The sequence below is a fragment of the Klebsiella sp. K47 genome (assembly GCF_051858335.1).
GTDB lineage: Bacteria > Pseudomonadota > Gammaproteobacteria > Enterobacterales > Enterobacteriaceae > Klebsiella > Klebsiella pneumoniae.
In genome coordinates this window covers 1-332 of record NZ_JBPYUI010000114.1, presented here as the reverse complement: position 1 = coordinate 332, position 332 = coordinate 1, and the positions used below count along the sequence as shown (strand labels likewise).

The 332-nt window shown below is 53.9% G+C and carries 2 tRNA genes; both read left to right on the top strand.

Going from position 1 to position 332, the window contains the following annotated elements:
* A tRNA-Tyr gene (locus tag RRF55_RS27340) sits at positions 1–85 on the top strand.
* A 115-nt stretch (positions 86–200) separates the two neighbouring features.
* A tRNA-Gly gene (locus RRF55_RS27335) sits at positions 201–275 on the top strand.
* Positions 276–332 lie beyond the last annotated feature (57 nt).

Sequence of the window (332 nt, the reverse complement as noted above, 5' to 3'; positions counted from 1 at the left end):
GGTGGGGTTCCCGAGCGGCCAAAGGGAGCAGACTGTAAATCTGCCGTCATCGACTTCGAAGGTTCGAATCCTTCCCCCACCACCACTTTCTGGCGACGCTTTGCGGAGCCGGAGTTGGTTGGGTAAACTAATCAGCTCAATACTAAAGAGAGCAGTCTCTTTAGTATTACAGAAAGAACTGGGTAGCCGAGTTTCAGGATGCGGGCATCGTATAATGGCTATTACCTCAGCCTTCCAAGCTGATGATGCGGGTTCGATTCCCGCTGCCCGCTCCAGACGTGCTGATATGGCTCAGTTGGTAGAGCGCACCCTTGGTAAGGGTGAGGTCCCCA